17 protein-coding genes are annotated in these 15,781 nt (G+C 71.2%); 9 read left to right on the forward strand and 8 right to left on the reverse strand.

What is annotated here, in order from left to right:
- The first annotated feature begins 533 nt into the window (after positions 1 to 533).
- Complete coding sequence (locus MKK70_RS08595; protein ID WP_003599466.1) at positions 534 to 710, forward strand: DUF1328 domain-containing protein; 177 nt, start codon at positions 534 to 536, stop codon at positions 708 to 710.
- A 67-nt stretch (positions 711 to 777) separates the two neighbouring features.
- Here the strand turns inward: MKK70_RS08595 and MKK70_RS08600 are convergent, their stop codons facing one another.
- Positions 778 to 1,026, reverse strand: coding sequence for a NepR family anti-sigma factor (locus tag MKK70_RS08600; RefSeq protein WP_313898882.1), 249 nt, complete (start codon positions 1,024 to 1,026; stop codon positions 778 to 780).
- 195 nt (positions 1,027 to 1,221) lie between these two features.
- On the opposite strand from MKK70_RS08600, the gene MKK70_RS08605 reads away from it, so the two are divergent.
- Both MKK70_RS08605 and MKK70_RS08610 read left to right on the forward strand, forming a co-directional pair.
- Positions 1,222 to 2,025 carry a response regulator gene (locus tag MKK70_RS08605; RefSeq protein ID WP_147727398.1) on the forward strand — a complete coding sequence of 268 codons (804 nt, stop codon included), beginning with the start codon at positions 1,222 to 1,224 and terminating at the stop codon, positions 2,023 to 2,025.
- A gap of 424 nt (positions 2,026 to 2,449) precedes the next feature.
- Positions 2,450 to 2,827: a hypothetical protein gene (locus tag MKK70_RS08610; protein WP_243946894.1), complete on the forward strand. Its 378-nt coding sequence runs from the start codon at positions 2,450 to 2,452 to the stop codon at positions 2,825 to 2,827.
- A gap of 154 nt (positions 2,828 to 2,981) precedes the next feature.
- Here the strand turns inward: MKK70_RS08610 and MKK70_RS08615 are convergent, their stop codons facing one another.
- Complete coding sequence (locus tag MKK70_RS08615) at positions 2,982 to 3,176, reverse strand: general stress protein (protein WP_147727396.1); 195 nt, start codon at positions 3,174 to 3,176, stop codon at positions 2,982 to 2,984.
- 173 nt (positions 3,177 to 3,349) lie between these two features.
- Here MKK70_RS08615 and MKK70_RS08620 point away from each other — a divergent pair, with 173 nt between their 5' ends.
- Positions 3,350 to 3,562 carry a hypothetical protein gene (locus MKK70_RS08620; protein WP_243946896.1) on the forward strand — a complete coding sequence of 71 codons (213 nt, stop codon included), beginning with the start codon at positions 3,350 to 3,352 and terminating at the stop codon, positions 3,560 to 3,562.
- Between the two features lie 6 nt (positions 3,563 to 3,568).
- Here MKK70_RS08620 and MKK70_RS08625 read toward each other — a convergent pair whose 3' ends face one another.
- Positions 3,569 to 4,363, reverse strand: coding sequence for an SCO family protein (locus MKK70_RS08625; protein WP_243946898.1), 795 nt, complete (start codon positions 4,361 to 4,363; stop codon positions 3,569 to 3,571).
- Between the two features lie 167 nt (positions 4,364 to 4,530).
- Between MKK70_RS08625 and MKK70_RS08630 the strand changes: the two genes are divergently transcribed.
- Positions 4,531 to 4,974: a cyclic nucleotide-binding domain-containing protein gene (locus tag MKK70_RS08630; protein WP_147727394.1), complete on the forward strand. Its 444-nt coding sequence runs from the start codon at positions 4,531 to 4,533 to the stop codon at positions 4,972 to 4,974.
- Between the two features lie 17 nt (positions 4,975 to 4,991).
- Here the strand turns inward: MKK70_RS08630 and MKK70_RS08635 are convergent, their stop codons facing one another.
- On the reverse strand, positions 4,992 to 5,435 hold the full coding sequence (locus MKK70_RS08635; protein ID WP_243932091.1) for a VOC family protein: 444 nt from the start codon (positions 5,433 to 5,435) through the stop codon (positions 4,992 to 4,994).
- Between the two features lie 177 nt (positions 5,436 to 5,612).
- Between MKK70_RS08635 and MKK70_RS08640 the strand changes: the two genes are divergently transcribed.
- Complete coding sequence (locus MKK70_RS08640; RefSeq protein ID WP_147727392.1) at positions 5,613 to 6,257, forward strand: L,D-transpeptidase; 645 nt, start codon at positions 5,613 to 5,615, stop codon at positions 6,255 to 6,257.
- 85 nt (positions 6,258 to 6,342) lie between these two features.
- Positions 6,343 to 6,987 (forward strand): glutathione S-transferase family protein, encoded by a 645-nt coding sequence (locus tag MKK70_RS08645; RefSeq protein WP_243946901.1) that lies wholly within the window; start codon positions 6,343 to 6,345, stop codon positions 6,985 to 6,987.
- Between the two features lie 16 nt (positions 6,988 to 7,003).
- Here the strand turns inward: MKK70_RS08645 and coaBC are convergent, their stop codons facing one another.
- Positions 7,004 to 8,278: a bifunctional phosphopantothenoylcysteine decarboxylase/phosphopantothenate--cysteine ligase CoaBC gene (coaBC, locus tag MKK70_RS08650; protein ID WP_243946911.1), complete on the reverse strand. Its 1,275-nt coding sequence runs from the start codon at positions 8,276 to 8,278 to the stop codon at positions 7,004 to 7,006.
- Entirely contained in the window at positions 8,275 to 9,297 is a 1,023-nt protein-coding gene (gene senB, locus MKK70_RS08655) for a selenoneine biosynthesis selenosugar synthase SenB (protein ID WP_243946913.1), read from the reverse strand. The genes coaBC and senB overlap by 4 nt, the downstream gene beginning before the upstream one ends.
- A 27-nt stretch (positions 9,298 to 9,324) precedes the next feature.
- On the opposite strand from senB, the gene senA reads away from it, so the two are divergent.
- Positions 9,325 to 10,614 carry a selenoneine synthase SenA gene (gene senA, locus MKK70_RS08660; protein WP_243946929.1) on the forward strand — a complete coding sequence of 430 codons (1,290 nt, stop codon included), beginning with the start codon at positions 9,325 to 9,327 and terminating at the stop codon, positions 10,612 to 10,614.
- 310 nt (positions 10,615 to 10,924) lie between these two features.
- Complete coding sequence (locus MKK70_RS30570) at positions 10,925 to 13,318, forward strand: EAL domain-containing protein (protein WP_279603566.1); 2,394 nt, start codon at positions 10,925 to 10,927, stop codon at positions 13,316 to 13,318.
- Positions 13,319 to 13,355: 37 nt separating this feature from the next.
- Here the strand turns inward: MKK70_RS30570 and ubiB are convergent, their stop codons facing one another.
- Both ubiB and ubiE read right to left on the reverse strand, forming a co-directional pair.
- Entirely contained in the window at positions 13,356 to 14,912 is a 1,557-nt protein-coding gene (gene ubiB, locus MKK70_RS08680) for a 2-polyprenylphenol 6-hydroxylase (protein WP_243946940.1), read from the reverse strand.
- Between the two features lie 25 nt (positions 14,913 to 14,937).
- A complete protein-coding gene (gene ubiE / locus MKK70_RS08685; protein WP_147729355.1) occupies positions 14,938 to 15,732 on the reverse strand; it encodes a bifunctional demethylmenaquinone methyltransferase/2-methoxy-6-polyprenyl-1,4-benzoquinol methylase UbiE in 795 nt (264 codons plus the stop codon).
- Between the last annotated feature and the right edge of the window lie 49 nt (positions 15,733 to 15,781).

Genomic DNA, 15,781 nt, shown 5'->3' on the forward strand with positions numbered 1-15,781 from the left:
TCCGCCGCGGGAATCCGGTGGACGGCGCATGAAAAAAGCCGCCCCGGAGGGCGGCTTGCTCAGCGACGGATCGACTCCGGCGGCGATCAATGCCGATGAGCGGGACCGTTTGGCCGGACCCGGATCGGAACCAGGCGCGGCTCGGGCCTCGGGGCCAGCGCACCCAGGACCTCCTCGACGCCGCGTGCCGCGGCACCCGCGGCGGAGCTGACGATATCGGTGAGGCGCTGGACGAGGGCGGACGCTTTTCTCATCGCTGTTCTCTGGTTTCGGACCTGGACTGAGGAACGCCGTTCGGAACGGCTCCGTTCCGGCTGCGGCCTCGTGTCCAACGAAGAGCAATATGGCGTGACATGCGCACCGGCGCGAGGGGGCGGGCGACGATTTCGGCGATCGATCGGCACCGGATCCGAGGCGCTCGATTTTTCGTGTGTGCAGGCATTCGAAGCGGCGGAACCGAAACAACGACTTGACGTTTGGGATGTCAGAAGGTCGCGGCCAAGCCCGCGTCCATGTTGTCAAGGATAACGCAGATGCTCGGTTGGGCCGTTACGTTCCTCGTCGTGGCCCTCGTGGCCGCTCTGCTCGGCTTCGGTGGCATCGCCGGCACGGCGATGGAAGCCGCCAAGCTGGTGTTCTTCGTCGCGATCGTGCTGTTCGCTATCTCGGCCGTGATCGGCCTGATGCGCGGCCGCTCCCCCACGCTCTGACGCCGAGCTCGCGTCCTGCGGGCGCTTCCCGCGCCACAGGAACTGCAGAAGATGGAGCCGGAGCGCCTCAGGGCGACTTCGGCTCCTTCGCATCGAGACGCTCGATGAGCTCGCGAAATCGATCCGGGACGGGTTGCTGGACGAGACCGTCGTAGAGGCAGCGGAGGTTGTGGCCGATGCGCGCCTGGGCCTGGTCGCTGAGCCGCGACGATCCATGCTCGCGCTTCTCGGCTTTCGAGCCCGCGGGCCCCGATTCCCCGACGGGCCTCAGGCCGGCATTGCCGATCGGCCTCCCCGCCTTCGCAGCGTCGGTCATCCTCACGTCCCCCGGTGCCGTTCGCGGCATCTGTGCATGAGGCACACGCGCATTGTCTTGCCGCGCGACATACGCCATGGCTGCACCAGCAACGCCTCCGGCCAGAAGCGGTTCCGCGCCCTGCCGGAACGGAGTCGGATGCCCCGCGTTGGGGCGGCAGGTTGAATAGCAGGCCGACAAGGCACAGGGGATCGTATGTCGACATCGCAACTCGTGGTGCAGCACCTGCCGTACCTGCGGCGCTACGCGCGCGCGTTGACGGGCAGCCAGGTGGCGGGCGACGCCTACGTCGCGGCAACTCTGGAGACGCTGGTCAACGAGCCGGATACGCTCGGCCGCAGCACGAACGTGAAGGCCGACCTGTTCCGGGTGTTCACTCGCATCTGGAATTCGCTCTCGGTGAACGGCCGCAGCGAACAGGTGCAGCACGATCTCCCCGCCGAGGTGCGGCTCGGCCAGATCACGCCGCTGCCGCGCCAGGCCTTCCTGCTCTCCTGCCTCGAAGGCTTCTCGGAGGAGGACGCGGCGATCATCCTCGACGTCGACGTCAGCCAGGTGCGCGACCTGGTCGACGAGGCGGGACGCGAGCTCGCCGCGGACATGGCCACCGACATCCTCATCATCGAGGACGAGCCGCTGATCGCGATGGACCTCGAAGCGCTGGTCGAGGGCCTGGGCCACAACGTCATCGGCGTCGCCCGCACGCGCACCGAGGCCGTCAAGATCGCCTCCGAAAGCAAGCGCCCGGGCCTGATCCTTGCCGACATCCAGCTCGCGGACGGCTCGTCCGGCCTCGATGCCGTCAACGACCTGCTGAAGACCTTCGAGGTCCCGGTGATCTTCATCACCGCCTACCCGGAGCGATTCCTCACGGGCGAGCGCCCGGAGCCGGCCTTCCTCATCGCCAAGCCGTTCCAGCCCGCCAACGTCTCCGCCGTCATCAGCCAGGCGCTGTTCTTCCAGCAGACGGCACGCCGGCGTGAAGCCAAGTCGGCCTGACCGGGAGGCGGTCCACAACCGCCTCCGTACCAATCCGCAGAACGAAAAAACCCCGGCGACGAGCCGGGGTTTTTTATTGCCCGCCAAGGACATCGGTCCAGGCATAAAAAAACGGGCCGGAGAAATCTCCGACCCGTGGATGAGGTTCCGGCCGATGCACAAGGGGAATGCGGGGAGGACCAGGTGGCCGGGTGCTCGATCAACGGGCGTGCGCGAACCAGGTTCCGGGCGCGAACCGTTTTTCGACGCCTGTGGCGTCCGCGCCACTCCGGGTCGCTGTGGACAAGGTTCCGCGTGCCCGGCACCACCGCGAGAAACTGTTGCCGAATACTGATTTCGTCAAAAGCGAGGCCGTGACGGAACCGGATCATGGAAGACGCGTTTTCCGTTCATCCTGTCAAGCTCCCATTCGGAGACCACGACGATGCTTCGGTCAGGCTTCCTTCTCGGCGTGAGCGCACCGGCCGCCATCCTGACGTTGCTCGTCCACCCGATGGTCCAGGCGAGCGCGGACCAATGGGTCCCCATGACAACGGTCGCCGCCCCCGGTCCGGCCGCATTCGAAGCACGCCCCCTGCCGGGCATGCGCCCGGTCTCGATCGCGATCCGGCCGAGCCGGGTGGCGAGCCTGCAATCCGAGCCGAACCGCGCCGTCCCGGCCGCGTCGGACACGGCGCAGGAGATGGGAACCAAGCCGCCGCTCAAGCCGCGTCGGATGATGCGCGAGGGCTGCGAGGCGGCGCTCAGCTCGCTGGTCGGCCCCGAAGCCCGCCGCATGATCCCCGGCCGCTGCATCTCCTGAGGCGACACCGATAGCCTACCGGCTTACGGTGCACAACGCGAAGGCCCGCTCCATGCTCTGGAGCGGGCCTTCGCGTTGTGCGGCATGGAAGCGGACATAAAAAAGGCGCCTGCCCAGCGAAGGGCAGACGCCGCGCGTCTCGAAGGGCGGTCGATCACTCGGCGCCGTCGCGGCCCGTACCGGTGGCCTGACCGCCCTTGCGGCCGGCCGTCGAGGCCAGCTCGCGGTCCTGCGAGAACGAACGCTTCTCAGCCGGCACGCTGCGGCCACCCTTGCTGGCGATCTCGCGCTGGCGCTCGAGATCCATCGACGCAAAACCTCGCTTCGAGGTTGAATTACCGGATGCCATCAGCTCCTCCTCAGGCTTCTCTTCACCCTTTCACAACCTTCGCCAGTATCCGAAGGTTCCTCTCACGCTTCCGCGACAAGCTTAGCCGCAACCACGTCGGTGCGCTGGCGTTGGAAGACAGCGGTGGGGCAAACGACAATTCAGCGCCTGCCCCGAACGAGGTTTTTTCGAGCATGACGAATCGCGAGATGGTCTCCGGTGCGACCAAGGTTTCGCCGGAGGCCGCGCCGAAGCCGAACACGCGGGCGCTTCCGCCGATGCCCGCGGACGAGGGCAGTGCGACGTCGACGACGCAGGTCGAGCCGATCGATTCGCCCCAACCGAACGCCAGCGCCGGCCGCGAGCCGCCGAGCGCCGAGAAATCCGGCTTGGCGACGAAGCGCTGAGCGGCCTCAGACCTGCCGCGGCCGGCGGCTGAGCAGGACGATCCCGATCGCCATCGCGAGGATCGTCCCGGCGGCGGCGAAACTGAGGACGCGGCGGATCATCGGCGTGTAGACGCCGGTCGCGGCATCGTACCCGTAGCAGAGCAGGACGAGGCGGTCGGCGACGCTGCCGGTCCGGCCCTCGCCGGCCTCGACGAGGGCGAGCCGCAGGTCGCTGCCGTTCAGCGCCAGCGGCGACAGGACGCGGGCGACGCGGCCGTCGCCGGTGAGCAGGATCGCGGCGGCGGGGTGTGCGAAGCTGTCGGTGCCGGCGTCGTAGACGAAACGGTAGCCGAGCGCCTGCGTCAGCCGATCGACCGCGGCGGCATCGCCCACCAGCGCGGCCGCCTGCGCCGAAAGCCCCGGGTTCCCGAGCTCGGTCTCCAGCATGTGCCGCGCCGCGGCCGCGTCGTCGCGCGGGTCGATCCCGACGAGGACGAGGCTGACGTCGCGGCCGGCGACGAGGCCGGTTGCGGCCAAGGCCGCGCCGGACATCGTCAGCATCGGGTCGCAGACGTTGCCGCAGGTGTAGTCCACCGGCAGCAGCAGGGTCGGCCGGCCGCCGAGCGCCTTGCCCAGCGTGGTCGGCCGGTCGCCCGCGGCATCGTTCCAGGCGAGATCGAGGGGAACACGGGCGCCCGGAGGCGGCACGACCGCGACGCGCGCAAGCTCGGTCCGGTTCAGGCGGGCGGCGGCCGGCGTGGCGGCGAACGCGATCCCGACGAGGAGCGCGGCGAAGCGAGGATGGCGGGCGCGGCGCATGGCACCTCCGGTGGGGGCCTGCATGCCCGATCGCGTTCGACGGGGCATCCGGGTCACGCCGTCGCAGCGTGCCGCCGGGACGGGAGGGCTGGACAAGATCGCCGCAAGCCGCATGGATGAGGCGGCCGGCGCCATCACGAGATCCGGCGCGGTGCGGAGTTCCACCCATGACCCTCGATACGGAGGTTACCTCCCTTCGGCAGGTGCCGCTGTTCCGCGAGGTCGAGCCGTCGCGGCTGAAGCTGCTCGCCTTCACCAGCGAGCGGGTGCATTTCGAGGCGGGCCAGCAATTCTTCACCCGCGGCGACGTCGCGGATGCCGCCTACCTCATCCTGGAGGGCAGCGCCGCCGTGACCATCGACGGGGCCGCGGGGCCGGTGCGTCTCGCCCTGCTCGGGGCCAACGCCCTGGTCGGCGAGATGGGCATCCTGGCCGACCAGCCGCGCTCGGCCACCGTCACGGCCGAGACGGCGGCCACCGCCCTGCGCATCGACCGCGGCGTGTTCCTCGAGCTGCTGGCGCAGTTTCCGCAGATCAGCATCGCGCTGATGCGCGAGCTGGCCCTGCGCCTCGAGCAGACGAACCAAGCGCTCGCGCAGAGCCGCGCCTGAGATCGCGCGATCGGGCGTCACGGCGCCGGGTAGGTGATGAACTCCATCAGCGACCCGTCCGGATCGCGGAAGTAGATGCTGGTCCCGGGCCCGGCCGCGCCGTGGCGCTCCACCGGGCCGAGCTCGACGGGGACGCCGTGCGCGGCCAGGTGCGCCATCGCCTCCTCGATCGTGCCGGACCAGCGGAAGCACAGGTCGCTGCCGCCCGGCATCACCGGCTTCTCGGCGAGCGGCTCCGGGGACAGCCCGGGGCCGTGGCAGTTCAGCTGCACCCCGCCGAGCCGGTACGCGAAGCCCGCGCCGGCCGGGACGATCTCGGCGCCGACCACGTCGCCGTAGAAGGCGTTCGCGCGCGTCCAGTCGCTGACGTGGATCACGCAATGGTCCAGATGGATCGCCGGGCGCAGCGGCGTCTCCGGCAATGCGCCTTGCATCTCGGGAAGGGTGAGCGTGTCGGCCATGATGCGCCTCGTCTCGGAACCGATCCGAGAGAGTTAGGGCGCAAGCCACGGCCGAACGAGGCGAAATCCGGGCAATCGTGCCGGGCGCTTCATCCAACCTGAGACGCAAAAGTCACATCGTGGGGGGCGGCGAGGCGGTAGGCATGATCCGAACGCTTCCTCGCCTCGTGAGGCCCCATGCCCCTCCGCCGGATCCTCCTCGCTGCGGTCCTCATCGCGCCGCTCGCAGCCTGCAACCAGCGCGGGCCCGTGAACCTCGCCGCCAACGACGAGGAGGCGGCGTGGTATGTCGGCTCGATGCCCGACAAGCCGTTCGACGTGCCGCTGGTCGACACCAACCGCCTCGATCCGAAGTACCGCCGGCAGGTCGTGAGCTATTCCGGCCCCGAGCGGCCGGGCACCATCGTCGTCGACATCGACAAGCGCCAGCTCGCCCTCGTCCAGGCCGACGGCACGGCGATGCAGTACGGCGTCGGCGTGGGCAAGCTCGGCTTCTCGTGGAAGGGCGAGGCCCGGGTCGGCCGCAAGGGCGTCTGGCCGGACTGGAGCCCGACCACGACCATGGTCGCCCTCCATCCGGAGATCGACCGCCAGCGCAAGGGCGGCGTCGACAACCCGCTCGGCGCCCGCGCGCTCTACCTCTACCAGGGCAACCGCGACATCCTGTTCCGCATCCACGGCACCAACGAGCCCTGGAGCATCGGCGAGCAGATGTCGTCGGGCTGCGTCCGCATGCTCAACGAGGACATCGTCGACCTCTACGAGCGCGTGCCGGTGGGGACGCAGGTGCTGATCAAGCGCAACGGCAAGTACCGGGTCTGAGCCGATCCGGTCCGAACGGCCGGCTTGACCGGAGCCGGCCTCCGGCAGAGCGTGCGCCCGAAGCGTTCAGGCCCCGGAGACGACGATGCCGACCACGACCGACGGACTCGTCCTGCACCACGCCCCGAACACCCGCTCGACGGGCGTGCGGGTGCTGCTCGAGGAACTTAACGCGCCGCACGAGCTGCACGTCATCAACCTCAAGGCCGGCGAGCAGCAGGGCAGCGCGCACCTCGCCGTCAACCCGATGGGCAAGGTCCCGGCGATCCGCCACGGCGGCGCGACGGTGGCCGAGCAGGCCGCCTGCTACCTCTACCTCGCGGACCTGTTTCCCGAGGCCGGCCTCGCGCCCGGCACGACCGATCCGGCCCGCGGCGCCTACCTGCGCTGGATGGTGTTCTACGGCTCGTGCTTCGAGCCGGCCGTGATCGACCGGGCGATGGAGCGCGCGCCGCCGCCCCGGATGATGTCGGCCTACGGCGATTACGACACGGTGCTGGCCCAGGTGCTCGCGATGCTGACGCCCGGCCCCTGGATCCTCGGCGAGCGCTTCTCCGCCGCCGACGTCCTGTGGGGCTCGGCGCTCGGCTGGACCACCGCGTTCAAGCTCGTCCCCGAGGAGCCGGCGATCATGGCCTACCTCGCACGCTTCCGGGCGCGTCCGGCCTACCAGGCGATCGCCGCCGACGACGCGCGCCTCGCGGCGGTGCAGCAGGCGGCGGCAGGGTAGGGCACCCGAACCGGCCCTAACCCCGAAGCAACTCCGAAAACCGTGCCACCAGCCGGCGCGCGACCTCGTCCTTGTCGAGCGTCGGCCAAGTCTCGACCGACCCGTCGCGCGCGATCAGGTGGACCGTGTTGGTCGCGCCGCCCATCACGCCGCCCGCAGCCGAGACGTCGTTGGCGACGATCAGGTCGCAGCCCTTTCGGGCGATCTTCGCCTGGGCGTGCGCGATCACCGTGTCGGTCTCGGCGGCGAAGCCGACGACGAGGGCGGGGCGGTTCTCCGTCCGTCCGGCGATGGTGGCGAGGATGTCGGGGTTCTCGACCAGCGTCAGCGGGGCGGGCGCCGCGCCGGCCTTCTTGATCTTGGAGCCGGTCTCGGTGGCGGGCCGCCAGTCGGCGACCGCGGCCGTGAACACCGCGATGCTGGCGGGAAGCGCCGCCTCGACCGCCGCCAGCATCTCGCGCGCGGTCTCGACCCGCACCACGGCGACGCCCTCGGGATCGGGGATCGCCACCGGCCCGGAGACCAGCGTGACCGTCGCGCCGGCGGCGGCGGCGGCGGCGGCGATGGCGTAGCCCTGGCGCCCAGACGAGCGGTTGGCGATGAACCGCACCGGGTCGATCGGCTCATGGGTCGGCCCGGAGGTGACGAGCACGCGGCGGCCGACGAGCGGCCCGGCGGCCTTGGCGCGACCCGCGAGGAAGCCGAACCCGGCGGGCTTCGCCTCGGCCTCCCCGAGCATCGCGGCCGCGGCGTCGGCGATCTCGGCCGGCTCGGCCATGCGGCCCGGCCCTGTCTCGGGCTCGGCCATCGGGCCGGCATTGGGGCCGACGACCCGGACGCCGTCGGCGAGCAGCGTCGCGAGGTTGCGCCGCGTCGCGGGATGCGCCCACATCGCCACGTTCATCGCCGGCGCGATCAGGATCGGCAGGGTGGTGGCGAGCAGCACCGTGGAGGCGAGGTCGGGGGCGTGGCCGGTGGCCATCCGCGCCATCAGGTTGGCGGTGGCCGGCGCCACCACCACCGCGTCGGCGTCCCGGGCCAGCTTGATATGGCCGATCTCCGCCTCGTCGGCCCGGTCGAACAGGTCGGTATGGGCGGGCTGGCCGGCGAGCGCCGCGGCCGCGAGCGGGGTGACGAATTCCTGCGCGCCCTTGGTCAGCAGCGGGCGGACGGAAGCGCCGCGCTCGCGCAGGCGGCGGATCAGGTCGAGCGCCTTGTAGGCCGCGATGCCCCCGCCGATGACGAGGAGGATGCGCCGGTTCGCGAGCGGCAACGTGGGGGCTGCGGTCATGGCAGAAGGAGTGCCGGTGCGGGGCGGGCCGCGTCAATCCCGGCCGCGGCCCGCGCTCTCGCCGCGCCGGCCGCGCGCGCGACGAGGACGGCCCAGGCCTCCTGCTCGTGCGCCGGGTCGAACGCGGCCGCACGCGCCGCACCGTGCGCGCGCAGGCGCTCGAGGAAGGCCGGGTCCTGTTCCGCACGCAGCATCAGGCGCGCGAGCGCAGCCTGGTCTCCGGCCGGGAAGTAGCCCGGGTGGTCGGCGCCGAGCAGGCCGACATTGCCCGGGATCTCAGAGGCCAGGATCGGCAGCCCGGCCGCAATCGCCTCGGAGATCACGTTGGCGCCGCCCTCGTTCAGCGAGCTCAGCACCATCAGCCGCGCGCGCCGCAGGAACCGCCGCACCCGCGCGCCGGAGACCTCGCCGCGCCAATCGTAGCGCGGGTTGGCCTGCATCTCGGCCCGCGCGCGATCCGCCCACGCCGGGTCGGGCGCGCCGCCGAGATGGACGACGCGGATGCGGGAGGCGGGCGGCAGGGCGCGGGCGGCGAGCGCGGCGCGCAACGGGTCCTTCTCGGCGCGCAGGTGGCCGACGACGAGGATCTCGAAGGTGCGCGTCGTGGGCGGCAGGCGCTCCTCGCTCGCCGGCACCGACTGCACGATCACCGCGAGCTTGTCGCGGTAGGCTTCCGGGATCGCGTCGGCGACGAGGTCGTGCAGGCCGACGAGCGCGTCGGCGAGATCGAGCGAGCGCAGGGTTGTGCCGGGATCGGCGGCGAGATCGTGATTGATGTCGGTCCCGGTCAGCGCGACGACGAGGGGGCGCTCCGGGTATAAGCGCCGGTATCGCGCGATCGCCGGGGCGCTCTTCCAGGCGTGCAGCGCGATCATCAGGTCGCAGGGCGCGTCGGCGTAGGCGGTCGCCACGACGACGCGGTGGCCGAGCCGGCGCAGGATGCCGGCCCAGCGCAGGGCCGTCGTGCGGTTGCCGGCCCGCGAACGTTTCGGCGCCGGCGTGATCAGGATGATGTCCATGGGTCGATCGCTTATCGGATGGGTGCCATGACCGACGCCACACAACTCATCGCGATGCTCGAGGACAGCCGCGCCCGGACCCTCGAGCTGGTGGCCGGGCTCGATGCCGAGCGGCTGATCGGGCCGCGGCTCGACATCGTCAACCCGCTGCTGTGGGAGATCGGGCACCTCGCCTGGTTCCACGAGCACTTCATCCTGCGCGCCCTCGACGGGGCGGAACCCGCGATCACGGATGCCGACGCGGTCTACAATTCCGCGGTGCTCGCCCACGACGACCGCTGGGTGCGCGCGCTGCCGCCGCTCGACGTCACGCTCGGATACATGGGCCGCGTCCACGATGCGCTGGTCCGGCGCCTCGACGGCCCGCCGACCGCCGAGGAAGCCTACCGCTACGGGCTGACCACCTACCACGAGGACATGCACGGCGAGGCCTTCACCTATTCGCGCCAGACGCTCGGATACCCGGCGCCGTCCTTCGCCGCCTCGGCCGGTCTCGCCCCGGTCGCGGAGGGGCCGTGGCCGGGCGACGCGGCGATCCCCGGCGGCACCTTCCGGCTTGGCGCCGAGCCGGGCGAGGCGTTCGTGTTCGACAACGAGAAGTGGGCGCACCCGGTCGAGGTCGCGCCGTTCCGCATCGCGCGGGCGCCGGTGACCAACGCGGAGTTCGCCGCCTTCGTCGCCGCCGGCGGCTATCGCGAGCCGTCGTTCTGGGACGCGGAAGGATGGCGCTGGCGCTGCCGGAGCGGGGCGGAGCACCCCGCGCATTGGCAGCCGGACGGGGCGGGCTGGCGGGTCCGGCGCTTCGACGGCGTCTCCGACCTCGCCCCGCACCAGCCGGTGGTCCATGTCGGCTGGTACGAGGCCGCCGCCTACTGCGCCTTCGCCGGCCGCCGCCTGCCGACCGAGGCCGAATGGGAGGTCGCGGCCTCCACCGCCCCGACCCCGGGCGGGGCGATGGGGCAGGCGAAACGCCGCTATCCCTGGGGCGAGGCGGCACCGGATGCGACCCGCGCCAACCTCGACGGCGGCCGCCTCGGCTGCGTCGACGTGGCCGCCCACGAAGCGGGCGACAGCGCCTGGGGCTGCCGCCAGATGATCGGCAACGTCTGGGAATGGACCGCGAGCGACTTCCTGCCCTATCCGGGTTTCTCGCCCGATGCCTACCGCGAGTATTCCGAGCCCGCCTTCGGCACGCGAAAGGTGCTGCGCGGCGGCGCCTGGATCACCCGCGGGCGGATGGTCGACAACGCCTACCGCAACTTCTTCGGGCCGGATCGCCGCGATATCTTCGCGGGCTTTCGCACGGCGGCCGTGTAGGATCGTACTTCTCAGAAGTTGAATTACAACTTCTGACCTCACCCGATGGGTACTCGTTCCTTACACCGTAGATGACAGGAAGTGGAACGCCGCACGCGGAAATCGCAGGCAACGTCCTCGACTTGCGCCTCACGCACGAAATCTGAGCGGCAAGACATCTTTAAGAAAATTATCGCAACCTGCTATTCGAACCGCCCCAAGGTCGCACCACGCAGCGTCGTCGTCTCGCAGGCTCGATCCGTTCGGGAGAGGCCGGAGGATCGAACCGCGCCGCCCGGGGCTCGGCCGAGGCGATTTCGGACTTGCGCGCATGTTGACCGTCCTCGGTTGCTTCACGGCCCGGCACGACCTCCGCCTCGTCGTCCTGGCGGGCGTGATCTGCGCGATCGCGGCGCTGACCGCGATCCGGCTTCTCCGCCACGCCGGAACCGCCAGCGGCCGCGCGCGATCGACCTGGCTCGTGGTCGCGGCGATCTCCAGCGGGTCGGGCATCTTCGCGACCCACTTCATCGCGATGCTGGCGTTCGAGCCGAGCATCCCGAGCGCCTACGATTCCGGGTTGACCGTCCTCTCGCTGGTCTTCGCGATCGGCCTCACCGGCCTGGGCCTGCGGATCGCCCTGTCCGAGACGCCGCGGGCGTCCTGGCTCGGGGGGGTCGTGGTCGGCTTCGGCATCGCCGCGATGCACTACACCGGCATGGCGGCCTTCGAGGTCACGGGACGTCTGCGCTGGGATCCGGCCTTCGTGTTCGCGTCGATCCTGATCGGTGAGTTCCTTTCCGCCGTCGCCGTCTCCATCGCCGTGCATGCCCGTTCGCTCACCTCCCTGTTCGGCAGCGCAGGCCTGCTCGCGCTGGCGATCGGCGCGCATCACGGGGTGGGCATGGCCGGGGTGACGATCACCGAGAACCCGCTGGCGACCCTGTCGCCCCAGGCGATGCCGCCGGGCTGGCTCGCCGGCGCCGTCGCGGTGGCCAGCCTCATCGTGTTCGTCCTCACGGCGACGGCCTACGCGCTCAGCCTTCGCGAGCAGCGTCGCGCGCGCGCGGAAATGGTGCGCATGCGCGGCCTCGCCAACGCGGCGGTCGAGGGTCTGATCGTCCTGGACCGGTGCCGGATCGTCACGGCCAACATCAGCTTCAGCCGGCTCGTCGGCCTCTCGCACGAAGCGATGACGGGCCTGTCGGTCACCGCCTTCCTCGACGAGCCCCGGACCTGGGATCGGCTCCCCTACGTCATCGGGCAGCCGGTCGAGCTGAGCCTGCGCGACGGCGCCGGCGCGGTCATCGAGGCGGAGGTGATCCTTCGGCGGATCGATTTCGCGGGCAAGCCGCATCATGCCCTGGCGGTCCGCGACATCCGGCAGCGCAAGCACGCTGAGCGGCACATCCGGTACCTCGCCCACCACGATGCCCTGACGGGCCTGCTCAACCGCTCCGCCTTCAACGCGCGCCTCGATCGCGCCGTGGGCGCGGCGGTCGAGACCGGCGTTCCGATCGCGGTGCTCTGCCTCGACCTCGACCGGTTCAAGGCGGTCAACGACCTGTTCGGCCATGCGGCCGGCGACGCGATGCTGAATCGGGTCGCCCGCCGCGTCACCGGGCTGCTCGGCCCCGACCAGATCCTGGCACGCCTCGGCGGCGACGAGTTCGCCATCCTCATGGCCGGACGGACCGGGCCGGACGCTGCCGAGCGCCTGGCGAAGTCCATTCTCGCGTCCCTCGCGGCGCAGGCCTCGGGCGGGCCCGCCGACGCGATCGTCGGGGTCAGCATCGGCATCGCCCTGTGCCCGCAGGACGCCGTGGAGCGCCAGGGCCTGATGGGCCATGCCGATACGGCGCTCTACCGCGCCAAGGCCGAGGGCCGGGGGACCTACCGCTTCTTCGAGCCCCAGATGGGCATCGCCGTGCGCGAGCGTCACGCCTTGGAACGCGACCTCGAACAGGCCTTGGCGCGCGGCGAGTTCCACCTCGTCTACCAGAAGCAGGTCGCGGCCGCGGGCGGCGCCCTGCTCGGCTTCGAGGCCCTGCTGCGCTGGACCCATCCGACACGAGGGCTCGTCCCGCCCGACGTCTTCATCCCGGTGGCCGAGGAGCGCGGAACGATCTCGGCGATCGGGATGTGGGTGCTTCGCACCGCCTGTCGCGAGGCCGCGGCCTGGGCGTCGCCCCTGCGGGTGGCGGTGAACGTTTCGGCGGTCCAGGTCCACGATCTGGCCTTCGCCCCGCAGGTGCACGCGGTTCTGGTCGAGACCGGGCTGCCGGCCGCGCGGCTGGAGCTGGAGATCACCGAGACCGCGCTGATCCGCAACTTCGACCGTGCGGTGGCGACGCTGCGCCAGCTGCGGACGCTCGGCGTCGGCATCGCCATGGACGATTTCGGGACGGGCTACTCGTCGCTGGCCAACCTCCGGGCGTTCCCCTTCGACCGGATCAAGATCGACCGGTCCTTCGTGCGCAACGTCGACACCAACGCCCAGACGGCGGCGATCGTGCGCGCCGTCCTCGGGCTCGGCTGCGGGCTCGGCCTGCCGGTGGTCGCCGAGGGCGTCGAGACCGTCGCGGAACTCGCGTTCCTGAGATCGGCCGGCTGCGCCGAGGTGCAGGGCTACCTGTTCGGCCGCCCGGGCCCCGTCGACACGCACGGGATCGACCCCTGCGCAGCCGCCGTCGCGGATGCGCAGCGACAGGGTCGCGCCGCCTGACGGAACGCTTTGGGGCGGGCGGCTTCGCCGTCCCGGCCTATCGCAAGGCCGCCACCAGCACGCCCGCCGCGATCGCCCACAGGGCCAGCGTCTGCCACAGCGCGTTGCGGCGCTCGTTGCGGGCGATGCGCTCCAGGCGGCGTGCGTCGCCCGTGCCCGCCTCGTCGGCATGGACGATCAGGCGCCGGAGCCGCAGGGCGAGGTCCGGCACGTCGGCGACGATGTCGGTGAGGGTGCGCGCGGCGTGGGCCGCCCCTTCCAGGCGCCCGGCCGGGCCGAGGTTGCGGGTGATCCAGCTGCGGACCACCGGCTCGGCCGAGGTCCACATGTCGAGCTTGGGATCGAGGCTGCGGGCGACGCCTTCCACCACCACCATGGTCTTCTGCAGCATCACCAGCTCGGTGCGCGTGCTCATGTCGAACAGGGCGGTGATGTCGAACAGCAGCGTCAGCACCTTCGCCATCGAGATCTCGTCGGCGCGGCGCTGGTGGATCGGCTCGCCGATGGCGCGGATCGCCTGGGCGAAGTCGTCGACCGAGTGGTGCGCCGGCACGTAGCCCGCCTCGAAGTGGACCTGCGCCACGCGGCGGTAGTCGCGCATGATGAAGCCGAGCAGGATCTCGGCGAGGAACCGCCGTTCCTTGCGCCCGAGCCGGCCCATGATGCCGAAATCCACCGCGACGAGCTTGCCGGCGGCGTCCACGAACAGGTTCCCCTGGTGCATGTCGGCGTGGAAGAACCCGTCGCGGATCGCCTGGCGCAGGAAGCTCTGGATCACCGTGCGCCCGATCGCGTGCGGGTCGTGGCCGGCTTCCCGAAGCGCGGCGGCGCTGTGGAGGCGGGTGCCGTCGATCCATTCGCAGGTGAGCACGTCGCGGGCGATCAGCTCCCATTCGGGCCGCGGCACGCGAAAATCGTCGTCCTCCGCGGTGTTCTGCGCGAGCTCCGAGGCGGCGGCGGCCTCGAGCCGGAAGTCCATCTCCATGGTCACGGAGCGGGCCAGGATCTCGACCACGTCGCGCGGGCGCAGGCGCTCGGCTTGCGGAGACAGCACGTGGACGATGCGCGCGAGGAGGCGCATCACCTCCACGTCGCGCTGGAAGCGCTCGCGCACGCCCGGCCGCATGATCTTCACGGCGAGCGTGCGCTGGGTGCCGTCGGCATCGTGGACCACCGCCTTGTGGACCTGCGCGATCGAGGCCGCGGCCACCGGCTCGCCGAAGGCGACGAACAGGGCGGAGATCGGCTTGCCGAAGGCGGCCTCGACCACCTTCACGGCCACCGCCTGCGGGAAGGGCGGCACCCGGTCCTGCAGCATCTCGAGGTCGCGGGCCGCGCTCATCCCGACGATGTCGGGGCGGGTGGCGAGGAACTGCCCGAACTTGACGTAGGACGGGCCGAGCCGGGTCAGGCCGGCCGAGAGCCGCGCCGCGCCGGTGCCGAGGGCCGGCCGCTCCAGCAACCGGACGATCCGCAGCCCGAGCCGCAGGTGCGGCGGCAGCTCGGAGGCGTCGACGAGCGCCAGCGCGCCCTCGCGCGCCAGCACGAAGCCGACATGGGCCCCGCGGAAGAAGTTGACCGCGGCGGCGATCATCGCGCCGCCCGGCGGCTCGGGTCGGTCACGAGACCTTCCAGCCGGAATGGATCGCGACGATGCCGCCCGAGAGCGGCCGGTGCGTGACGTGGCGGAAGCCGGCCTGCTCGATCATCCCGGCGAACAGCCCGGGGGAGGGGAACTTGCGGATCGATTCCACGAGGTAGCGGTAGGATTCCGCGTCGCCCGCGACCCGTGCGCCGAGCCGCGGAATCACGTGGAAGGAGTAGGCGTCGTAGATCTTGTCGAGCACCGGCAGGTCGACCTTGGAGAATTCCAGGCACAGGAAGCGGCCGCCGGGCTTCAGCACGCGGCGGGCCTCCTGCAGGGCCAGCTCGATCCGCGGCACGTTCCGGATGCCGAAGGCGATGGTGTAGGCGTCGAAGGTCGCGTCCGGCAGGGGCAAGGTCTCGGCGTTGCCGGTGACGAAGTCGATGCGCCCGTCGAAGCGCGCCCCGGCGCGCTCGGCGCCGACCCGCAGCATCGCCTCGTTGATGTCGAGCACGGTGACCGAGGCCTGCGGGCCGCCGGCCTCGAGGACGCGGAAGGCGACGTCGCCGGTGCCGCCGGCCACGTCGAGATGGCGGAACGGCCGCGTGCGCGACGGGCGCAGCATCGCGATGAGCTGCGCCTTCCAGGCCCGGTGCAGGCCGCCGGACATCAGGTCGTTCATCAGGTCGTAGCGCTTGGCGACCGAGCGGAACACGTCGTCGACGCGCGCCTGCTTCTCGGCCAGGGCCACACGCTCGAAGCCGAAATCGGTCTCCTGCGCCCCCGTCGTGCCGTCCCGCGCGCCCGTCGTCTCGTCCGCCACCGTCATGAAGTCCTGCCCGTCTGCGCCCTCGCGCCTCATAGCGAAGCCGGACGCG

Origin of the sequence: Methylobacterium sp. E-041 (assembly GCF_022829665.1) — a bacterium.
Lineage (GTDB): Bacteria > Pseudomonadota > Alphaproteobacteria > Rhizobiales > Beijerinckiaceae > Methylobacterium.